Consider the following 10441-nt stretch of genomic DNA (forward strand, 5'->3'; position numbering starts at 1 on the left):
GCTTGTAGCTTAACCTACCCACATAGATCATAGACTCATCCTCCCTGCTACAGGCCAATATGGTCTCTAGCAGGACATTGTAACATATGCCTGGCAAAGTGGCAAATTTAATTGGACACTAACTTAGGAGATATGCAGACGATGAGGGTTAGGAGATCCGCGAGCAATAGTCGGGACCTAAAAGTTCTAAATCGACTATTAGTGCGAGATACAATCCGAAGGCATGGCCCCATTGCCAGGTACGAGGTGGCAAAGGCGACGGGTTTGACGCCGCCTACAGTAACCGTTATAGTGAACGACCTGATCAAGGCCGGGGTGGTTAGAGAGGTTGGACATGGAGAATCGAGCGGCGGGAGAAGGCCTGTTATGCTGGAATTGAACCCGCGGGCTGCCTTTGTTTTCGCGGTGCGGGTACAGCGGGGGGAGGCGGTGACGGCCCTGCTTGACTTGGTTGGGAATGTGCTGGACAGACGACGCCTCAGGCTCGATACGTCGCTTCCTGAGGACGTGGTCGAGGCGATCGGTGCATCGTTTGATTCATTGTTGGCGAGCACAGGGGTCAGGAGAAATGACGTGCTTTGGTGCGGTGTTGCGTCCCCGGGGCTTGTTGACCCGCATCGCGGGGTCGTGGAACGATCCTCGAACTTGATTTGGGAAAAGATCCCCTTTGGTGCGATGCTATCTAGGCAGCTCGTTGGAATCCCTGTGCATGTTGAGAACATTTCAAATGCCGCGGCGCTGGCTGAGAAGGTATACGGGAGTGGGCAGGGGTGCCCCAATCTAATATATTTAAACCTTTCGGTTGGCGTCGGCGCGGGGATCATAATCGATGGCGAGGTTTACGGCGGGGCGCGTGGCTATGCCGGCGAGATTGGGCATATGGCACTGGTCCCAGATGGTGGGCCTGAGTGCACATGCGGGCGATGTGGTTGTTTTGAGGCAATGTGTGGAGTCCGGGCGGTACTGGAGCGGGTGAAAGCCGTGGTTTCTGAGGAGGAATTGGCGCGCTACGGCTTGAGCAGGCAAGTGATCGGCATTGATGATGTTGTGAAACCTCCGGTTGTTGAATTCCCCCGGGTTCGTGATATCCTCGGGCAAGTAGCTTATTTAATAGGGGTGGTAGCGGCGAATTTAATAAACCTTTTCAATCCTGAGATGGTGATATTAGGTGGCGAGCTGGCCAGGGCTGGGAATGTGCTTCTGGATGTTGTCAATCAGGTGGCGAAGGAACGTGCCCTCTGGGAGATGGGGGAGACTGTGAAGATCGTGCGATCGAGTATGAAAGAGGACCCACCTTTAATGGGTGCCTATGCCCTCGCACTTGAGAACATATTTGGGATGGAGGAGTGGGGTGAAGCCTCGAATGAAGGTGAAGAAAAGGATGGGGAAGATTCTATGTGAACCTGATGTCATAAAACTTCTCGGGTTCATCACCCAAACGTTGATTTCCTTCCAAGAAAGGTTTAAGTCTTTAGTTAAGGGACTCTATTCTTTCAAGGTATACTCATCCATTTATTGCATTTATTATTATTTTTTGTATCTATTTTGGTGAATCTCTAGTTATCCTGGATTGGCTCCTAATTGATAATTGAGCAACCTAATTGAGCGATGATATCTAGGGGGCGTCTAAAATGTCAGATCGATTGGCAATCTACGGTGGCAAGCCTACGTTCACGAGGCCGTACCCACCTGATTTTCCAGGAGCAGCAGTTATCGGTGAGGAAGAAAAACGAGCCGTCTTGGAAGTTCTTGATCACCGTTCACCATTCCGCTATTACGGGCCGAGTTTGCTCGGAAAGGTTAGCTCCTTTGAATGCAACTTTGCGAGGAGAATGGGAACGAAATACGCGCTTGCAGTTAGTTCTGGCACGGCTGCCTTGATGGTGGGGCTTCAGGCGCTGGATATCAGGCCAGGGCAGGAGGTTATTGTCCCCGCTAACACCTTCATTGCTTCGGCTGGTGCAGTTCTCCGTCGCGGTGGAAAGCCTGTATATGCGGAAATTGATGATACATTTAACCTGGATCCCGAGGATGTAAAGACAAAAATTACTGATCGTACCGTAGCGATCATGCCTGTCCATTTTGAAGGTGCTCCGTGTGACATGGATTCTCTGCTCGCCATCGCCCGGTCTCACGGTCTGAAAATCATTGAGGATTGTGCCCAAGCATGCGGTGCCAGTTATCACGGGCGACCCGTAGGAAGCTTTGGAGAGGTGGGTACCTTTAGTTTCCAGATCAACAAAGCCATTACTGCGGGAGAGGGAGGGGCAGTTGTTACAAGTGACGCTGCTTTATATGAACGCGCGGTGCGTGCTCACGATCACGGGAACGTTAGAGGGGAAAACGGTCAATTCGGGCTGGATTCAAGCGGTCGCGCATTCATTGCTGAGAATTATCGCATGAGTGAATTAGCGGGCGCGGTGTTGGGAGTTCAATTAGAGAAGCTAGATATGATTATCAGCCGCATGCGGGCCGCTGCTGCGGGTATTCGTGAGAGACTCAGGGACGTCGATGTAATCCGCTGGCGAAGAGTAGTGGATCCCGAGGGAGAAATCGGGCGTCGAATCTTTATGACCTTCGCAGATGAATCCACAGCCCTTAACGTTTTGAGGGCCTTGATAGCGGAGAACCTGCCTGTCGCCAGGATGTACAATGGACATCCTGTATATGATCATCCGCAATTAGGAGGTCCTTACCCGTATAAATGCCCCAGAACAGAGGACTTGCTCCGAAGGACTGTTACGCTGGCTATGAGTCCGTTGCTTACGGAGGAGGATATCTCGGACGTCGCAATAGCTATTCGCCGGGTCGTTGAGCATTTCTGCAAATAAACCGCTTTCGGAGCTTCTACATGTCCTGTGGAGGGGAAATAAGGGGGGCGATAGGGAAGCGAGAATGGCGAAGAAGGGTAATAGGGCTGGAGGATAGGGTTGGAGCCATTAGGATTTTTAAGATCAGGGTTAGAGAATTAACTGGAGGTGTGATCTGTGAATAAATATGTATCGATAACTATCGGATTATTGCTTATAGTGTCGTTGGGCCTACTAGGTCTTGCAGGGGCAAATAAGGCTGAGGCAGCAACCACGCTGGAATTTTGGGTTTTCCCTTTTGTTGACCAACCTGAACGAGCACTTGCACCATTGCTTAATGAATTTAAGCAGAAGACAGGAATCCAAGTAAACATATCTGTGATCTCATACGATGCCGGCCTGGAGCGACTACAAACAGCCATCGCCAGTGGGAGAGGGCCGGATATCACGTACCTTACGGATGGGCGGTTTGTACCGCTTATTAAGCTGGGAAATGCCCTTGAACCCCTTGATCCATGGATTAAACAGGATTTCAAGGCTCGCTTCGTCGATCAGAACCTTTTGGAGCAATATAAGTATGACGGCCATTATTACGTTATCCCATTCGGGTTTGTTACATATCTTTGGGCTATTAATACGGATCGTTTCAAGGAAGCCGGTATCGACCCCGCATTAGTTAAGCGCATGGAAGATCCAAAAGGCAAATGGACATGGGACGATCTTGAGGCCATCCTCAAGAAGTTGACTCGTGATAGTAACGGTGACGGAAAGATCGATCAGTGGGGCTATGCTTATCCTGGCGGCTCTGGTTGGCTCCATTCATATCCTCTCTGGTTATGGAACGCAGGCGGGGAGGTATTTACACCTGATGGGAAACCGGCAATCGGAAGTGAAGCAAGCGTCAGGGCTCTCTCCTTCTTGCTCAAGTTGAAAAAAGAGGGTGTGATGCCCCCCGGCGTGGAGTCTATGGGTGCACCTGATGCGATCGACGCCTTTACAACAGGGAAGACAGGTATTATTAATAACGTCTGGCCGGCCAATGGGCTTTTCGTTTGGCCGAAGCAGTACCCCAATCTCAATTACGAATTGGTTTATCCGCCTGTCGGGCCGACGGGTAGGCGGACGACGTATTTCGGGGGAGCTCTCCTCGGCGTGCTAGCTCAAAGTAAGAAGAAAGATGCGGCTTGGCGTCTTGTGGATTTCCTCCTCAGCGAGAACGTTCAAAGCTGGTTATCAGGCACGGGCTTCTTCCCGGTAACCGGCAAGCTCAGCCCGGAGCTCAAGGCCAACCCCAATGTCCAGAAGTACTATAACGTATTACCATATGCTATCCCCGAGCCTCGCGACCCCAATACGGGCATAGTCAAGGCCATCATGAATGCAGAAGTTCAGGCCGTCCTGACGGGGCAGAAGACACCTAAGCAGGCGGCGAAAGATATGCAGGATCAGGCCATGCAGCGTATCTCCTTCTGAAACCCAGCCATGAAGGGGGGCAGCGGCCTGCAGCCGCTGTCCCTCTGAACGAAAATAGGCTGGTCGCTCCAGGATAGCCCTTTTAATGTGGTATTTCTGTTGACTGGGGCACCGTACGTAGGCACAGGTATCTAGTGGAAAATATTGAATCTGTTTGAGCTGGAGTGAACATCAAGTGCGCATTACGCAGATCAGTAAATATCGGGAAGAGATTCTTCTCCTTTTGCCCCCCGCTCTTCTCCTAACGGTGTTTGTTGTCGTCCCAATATTAGCTGTATTCGGGATCAGCTTTACAGAATGGCCCATTATCGGCGTCCCGAAATTCTTGGGCGTTCAAAATTATTCGCATCTACTACAAGATAATATTTTTAGGATATCAATGAGGAACACCCTTTACTATACTATTATCTTGGTTCCTTCGATCACCCTGCTTTCTCTGGGTCTGGCCAGTATGCTAAACGCGGCCTTCCCTGGATCTAACATTTTCAAGACCATCTATGTAATCCCGATTGTTGCCGGAATTGTTGTGACGTCAAATATATGGAAAGGGTTGCTTACAACCTTTGGCCCGGTAAATCAATTGTTAACTGGGATCGGCCTATCCCCGGTCAACTTCTTTTCGCCAACCCTTGCCATCTGGTCAGTCAGCCTCAGCTTGCTTTGGAGGAATATCGGTTATTATACAATTTTCTTTCTTGCTGGTATGAAGAGCATTCCCGCGGAGGTATATGACGCGGCAGCCATAGATGGGTCAACGGGATTGCATACCTTTCTGAAGATTACGTTGCCGCTTTTGAAGCCCATTACCCTTCTCGTTGTTATCCTTAACACGATCGGATCTTTTCAGATATTTACTGTGGTCTACATTATGACCGGAGGCGGCCCGGCCAACGCGACAATTTCCTTACTGAACTACATTTATGACACTGGATGGAAGTTCTTCCGGATGGGTTATGCCTCATCTCAAGCTGTTATATTCTTTGGGGTGCTTCTCCTGCTCAGCATTATTCAGAAGAGATACATAGGTGGGGAAACGTCCTAAGTGTTAGAGATAGTAATGTAGAGATAGAGAATGTAAAGATAGAGATAGAATACAAATAGAAGACAAAGATTGTAGAGATAGAATAAAAGATAGAGTAGAGTTGGAGGCAGTTTGGAGGTAGAAACACGTGGTTGTTGGATCACATAGCCGCCGTAAACAGCGCCTGGCGTTTTATACCACCGCTCTCCTTTTAGTTGTCCTCGTTATAATTCCGTTCCTATGGGCTCTAAGGGTCAGCCTGGAGCCCACATTCTCGACTGCAGTTTCTATAATTCCTAAGAGAATATCTTTAGTCAATTACGGCCAGCTTCTATTTTACAGCCAGTTCCCGAGATGGATACTGAACTCACTGATCTTCGCGGGCGCAGTTACACTCTTAAACGTTCTGCTTGATTCAATGGCGGGCTATGTTCTTGCACGGCAGAATATGCCTGGAAGCAAGCTCATGTTTCTGGCTGTCTTAGGGCTTTTAATGGTGCCCTCCCAGATTACCCTGGTTCCTCTATATCTGATGCTCAGTAAGCTCAATCTTGTCGATACGTATACAGGATTGATTCTTCCCTTAGCGGCAAATGCGTTTGGCATTTTCGTCATGAAGCAGTTTATACAATCTATCCCTCGCGATTACGATGAGGCGGCGATGATAGATGGTGCATCTAAGTTTAGACTCTTCCTGTGGGTCATTCTTCCGCTCGCGCGCCCGGCCCTGTTGGTTGTAGCGGTTACGATGTTCATGGAAACCTGGAACAACTTTATCTTTCCGCTCGTAATGATCACGAATAACCAGATGAAGACGGTGACGCTGGGGCTGGCCGATTTCACCTATGCCACGCTTAATGTAAACTGGGGAGTCACCATGGCTGGATCATTGCTCGGCGCTCTTCCCGCTATCCTTCTGTTTGTTGTGTTGAATCGGTACTTTATGGAAGGGTTATCATTGGGTGGTGGCATCCGGGGCTAAAGTTGGGAATGCAGGGGCAAGGCTAACTTATGCATCTCTGCAAGATACGATACGGAGGGACCTACGTTGAATAGTAGTATAAGGATAAGGGCTTCAGCCCTGGAGTTTCCCATTACGCCGCCGATTGGGTTTGCCATGGAGGGATACGCCTCGCGTGAGGGGCCATCTATAGGGATACATGATGATCTTTACGCCCGGGTACTGGCAATAGAGGCTGGGGATCGACGCCAGGTCATCGTTGTATGCGATGTATTATGGATCACCCGGGAATTCGCCACAAGAGTCAGGGAGATGATAAAAGGCCTCACGGGATTGATGGATGAGGAGATCCTCCTCGCCGCCACCCATACCCACAGCGGCCCGGTCTTGAATGAATCCACACAATGCTGGCTTGATACTGTTACCCGGGCAATCGCAGGGGGAGTTCAGTCGGCTTTTAACAGCCTTGAACCCGTGCGGGTAAAATTTGCGGCCATTGATATGCCGGGAATTGGTAAGAATCGTCGTAAGCCTACGGGGAGCACGGACCCGGGCCTCTCTATACTTGCATTTGGGAGGGCTGATTCGGATGACCCTCTGGCGATGTTATATAACTTCACCTGTCATCCCGTTGTGTTGGGACCGAGAAACCGGCTCTATACCGGGGATTATCCAGCGTATATTTCTCAGACATTGAAGAAAGTCTATGGATCTCAACTCGTCACGATTTTTACAAGTGGTGCCCAGGGGGATATCAATATCGGGCATACCGCTGAGGCCAGCGCGATCGGAGAGTTCATACCTGGACGGACATTTGAGAATGCTGCGCGGATCGGCCGCCGTATCGCTGGCGGGGTGATACAAGCTATAGAGGACGCCCAGGAGCTGCCAGCTCCTTCGATAAGAAGCGCGACCCGCGAGATATCTTTTCGTTACCGCGATCTACCTCCTTTAGATGTCATCAAGAAAGAGATTGATGAGCTTAAACGCAGGATCGAGGATCTGACGAAAAGCTCAAGGGAAGATGATCCGGCCCTCCGTGAAGCCAAGATAGAGCTTCTTTATAAGGAGATTGAGGCATCACAGGTAGAGGAGAGGTCCCTGGTAGATGGACACGAACGGAGGAGCCTGCTTCAGGGGCTGAGGATAGGGGACATCTATATAGCAGCCTGGCCGGGTGAGTTTTTCGTGGAGCTTGGGTTGGAACTCAAATCGTATATGGCGCATATGGGATCGCGGCTTTTTATAGTGGGCTACGCGAATGATTATGTAGGCTATGTGCCAACGCGGGAGGCATGGGGCGAAGGAGGTTATGAGGCGGTCGCCTGCCCCTTTACGGAGGATGCCGGTGATTTGGTCGTGCGAGAGACGAAAGATCTCCTCGATGAATTAAGAGAGGGATCAAGAGGTGAAGCGCCTTGATGCGTTTGGCCATCATAAGTGACGAAATCAGCCAGGATATCGATGAGGTATTGTCCGTGCTAACCCAAACAGGGCTTCATTATCTGGAAATTCGCATGATCGAGGGGCGTAACGTCCTCGACCTTTCCGATGATGAGTTGCGGGATCTCCAGAGACTGTTGAAGCGTTCACAGATCGAGGTTTGCGCGATTGCCGCCCCACTTTTTAAAGCACCTTTGGATGAAAAAGGTGATGAAAAGAGTCATGATATGGACAGCGCGGCCGGACCGGATCCCTTTAAGTTGGCTATTGATAGCTTTCCCGGGCATCTTGAGCTTCTGGAAAGGGCAATCGAGATCGCAAAGCGATTCAATACCAGATTGATCAGGTGCTTTAGCTTTATGGGCATGAAGCCTTATGATGAGGTGTTCCCTCAAATTGCTCAACGACTCTCTGTAGCTGCTCGAAGGGCCGAAGATGCGGATGTCATTTTATGTGTTGAGAACGAACCATCGTGTTACGCCAAGACATCGTGGCAGGTTAGTGAGCTTTTGAGCCGGATTCAGTCTAAACATATTGGAGCCCTTTGGGACCCGGGTAATGCTTATTGTGTCGGTGAAAAAGATTTGGCAAAAGGGTTTGACAATGTCCGGGAACGAGTCATGCACATTCATTTGAAGGACATCCTGTTAAGGGATCCCGTGCTACCTCCCGTGCCGCCACCGGGGAAGGATCCATCAGGGGGCGTAGCCCCACGGGGTAGCCCAGAGATGGCACCGGAATTCACTGTCGTGGGTAGAGGGGTTCTGGATTACCCTGCCCAACTTGCCCTGTGGCGAAGGAGTGGATATACTGGTTTCCTGAGTCTCGAGCCCCACCTCTCCATCGGAAGGGGCTCAGTATCAGGAGCGATCCAATCTATTCGTTCGATGCAGGCAATGCTTCGGTGATGATCAAGACACCGGTAGGGTAGATGGCGCAAGCGACGTCTGCAATAGTGTTTTCATCATAGTTCATGACATTTATCATTGTAGATTTGCTTTCAGGGTGGAAGGTAGATGGCATCATGACTGAGATTAATCTCGAATTCAACGGCGATGGATATAGAGGCGATGACTACTTCCTACTAAATGGTAGAGTTATCACCCCATATCGAATTATCGAACACGGTGGAATCCGGGTTCAGGGTCAGTATATAACTCGCGTGTTTGATATGGCTAACTCAAATGTCCCGGAAGGCAGCAGAGTTATAGATGTCCGCGGGGTGATAATCGCCCCGGGTTTTATAGATATCCATTTGCACGGGGGCGGCGGCGCGGATGTGATGGATGGGAGCATCGAGGCGTTTGAAATTATAGCACGTACCCATGCTCAAGGTGGCGCTACCGCTATACTTCCGAGCACCTTAACTAGTTCACTGGAAGACCTGCATCGGGCTATCAGTGCATTTGAGAGGGCGAGGGACTCGGTAATTAATGGGGCAAGGCTGCTTGGGTTGCATCTTGAAGGCCCATATTTTGCGGAGGCGCAGTGCGGCGCGCAAGATCCAAGATACCTTAGGGAACCAGCTCCAGAAGAGTACCTTGCCATACTCGATAAGAGCGCGCATATAATGAGGGTCTCCGCCGCCCCGGAGCTGCCTGGTGCGCTCGAACTCGGCCGGGAGCTTAGAAGACGGCATATTCTTGCATCTATAGGACATTCAGATGCAACTTATGACGATGTGCTAGCTGCCATTGAATCAGGTTATTCGCATGTTACCCACCTGTACTCTGGGATGTCAGGAGTCAAACGCGTTAACTGTTATAGAGTTACGGGAGTCATTGAATCTGCTCTTCTCTTAGATGAGTTGACCGTGGAAGTGATTGCGGATGGGAAACACCTCCCCGCTAGCCTTCTGAAGCTTATATATAAGTGTAAGGGGCCGGAGCGCGTAGCGTTGTGCACGGATGCAATCAGGGCGGCTTCCATGCCGGATGGAGAATATATCGTGGGGAGCGAAGATGACGGGCGGCGGATCATAGTGGATGATGGGGTCGCCTGGCTGGAGGACAGGTCGGCTTTCGCAGGGAGCGTCGCTACCATAGGCCAGCTCGTCCGCAATATGGTCAACATGGCCGACGTATCCTTGAGAGATGCTATAAAAATGGCCACATCAACGCCGGCGAAGATTCTCGGTGTTGATGATAAGATGGGATGCCTGGACCCGGGAAAGAACGCCGATATGGTGGTTTTGGATAGCGGTCTTTCAGTGATTATGACTATCGTTGGGGGGCGGGTCGTCTATCGCGCTCCAGGGCTAGATTGACCTCTAGTCAAGTTGGGAACCAGGTTCGGGCTTAGCGTGGCAGAAAGTAGTCTGTAATGATCAAGCCATGAAAGGGCCATGAGAGGAGTTTACTGGAGCCTGATTTGAAGCCTATTATCCTAGTTTGAAGTCTATTATAGTGAAATCTCAATGAGGGTGGGGTTGTGAGACTATGGCGATAGAGGTTTTTCGTCAACAAATGGGTGCTTTGGCTTCCGTGGATCAACTGCTTTTTAAGGCAGGGCCGGATATGTTCCACTCTGCCATGGATTCCTTTCGTAATGAGGTCCGCGGTTATATAAAGGCGCATGATGGCGGTATCCCGACTGAGGTAACCGAATTCACCATCGACCTTTGCTCATATCTTACTCGTTGGAACCTGCAGAGGCCCGGTGATCCGGACGCTCTCACGGATGAGGCACTCGAGGATGAAGTATCTCGAAATATCGAGCTTCTCAGGGAGGCCG

General features: G+C 50.4%; 9 protein-coding genes. All 9 read left to right on the forward strand.

Going from position 1 to position 10441, the window contains the following annotated elements; all coding sequences use genetic code 11:
- The first annotated feature begins 201 nt into the window (after positions 1-201).
- Complete coding sequence (locus HPY71_14900; protein NPV54778.1) at positions 202-1401, forward strand: ROK family transcriptional regulator; 1200 nt, start codon at positions 202-204, stop codon at positions 1399-1401.
- A 230-nt stretch (positions 1402-1631) separates the two neighbouring features.
- A complete protein-coding gene (locus HPY71_14905; GenBank protein NPV54779.1) occupies positions 1632-2831 on the forward strand; it encodes a DegT/DnrJ/EryC1/StrS family aminotransferase in 1200 nt (399 codons plus the stop codon).
- Between the two features lie 156 nt (positions 2832-2987).
- Positions 2988-4283 (forward strand): sugar ABC transporter substrate-binding protein, encoded by a 1296-nt coding sequence (locus HPY71_14910; GenBank protein ID NPV54780.1) that lies wholly within the window; start codon positions 2988-2990, stop codon positions 4281-4283.
- A 175-nt stretch (positions 4284-4458) separates the two neighbouring features.
- The gene (locus HPY71_14915; protein NPV54781.1) at positions 4459-5325 is read left to right on the forward strand and encodes a sugar ABC transporter permease; all 867 of its coding nucleotides are present in this window, start codon (positions 4459-4461) and stop codon (positions 5323-5325) included.
- A 397-nt stretch (positions 5326-5722) separates the two neighbouring features.
- Positions 5723-6286 carry a carbohydrate ABC transporter permease gene (locus HPY71_14920; GenBank protein ID NPV54782.1) on the forward strand — a complete coding sequence of 188 codons (564 nt, stop codon included), beginning with the start codon at positions 5723-5725 and terminating at the stop codon, positions 6284-6286.
- A gap of 66 nt (positions 6287-6352) precedes the next feature.
- Complete coding sequence (locus HPY71_14925; protein ID NPV54783.1) at positions 6353-7687, forward strand: hypothetical protein; 1335 nt, start codon at positions 6353-6355, stop codon at positions 7685-7687.
- Entirely contained in the window at positions 7687-8616 is a 930-nt protein-coding gene (locus HPY71_14930) for a sugar phosphate isomerase/epimerase (protein NPV54784.1), read from the forward strand. Before HPY71_14925 ends, HPY71_14930 begins: the two co-directional genes overlap by 1 nt.
- Before the next feature lie 116 nt (positions 8617-8732).
- Complete coding sequence (gene nagA / locus HPY71_14935; GenBank protein ID NPV54785.1) at positions 8733-9974, forward strand: N-acetylglucosamine-6-phosphate deacetylase; 1242 nt, start codon at positions 8733-8735, stop codon at positions 9972-9974.
- 172 nt (positions 9975-10146) lie between these two features.
- A partial coding sequence (locus tag HPY71_14940) for a hypothetical protein (protein NPV54786.1) occupies positions 10147-10441 on the forward strand: 295 nt, incomplete at its 3' end.

It is taken from the genome of Bacillota bacterium (assembly GCA_013178125.1).
In the GTDB taxonomy this organism is placed as follows: domain Bacteria; phylum Bacillota; class SHA-98; order Ch115; family JABLXJ01; genus JABLXL01.

Coding starts and splice junctions, on each gene's coding strand:
- HPY71_14930 (NPV54784.1), top strand. CDS start 7,687: ATGCGTTTGGCCATCATAAGTGACGAAATCAGCCAGGATATCGATGAG.
- HPY71_14905 (NPV54779.1), top strand. CDS start 1,632: ATGTCAGATCGATTGGCAATCTACGGTGGCAAGCCTACGTTCACGAGG.
- HPY71_14920 (NPV54782.1), top strand. CDS start 5,723: ATGGCGGGCTATGTTCTTGCACGGCAGAATATGCCTGGAAGCAAGCTC.
- nagA (NPV54785.1), top strand. CDS start 8,733: ATGACTGAGATTAATCTCGAATTCAACGGCGATGGATATAGAGGCGAT.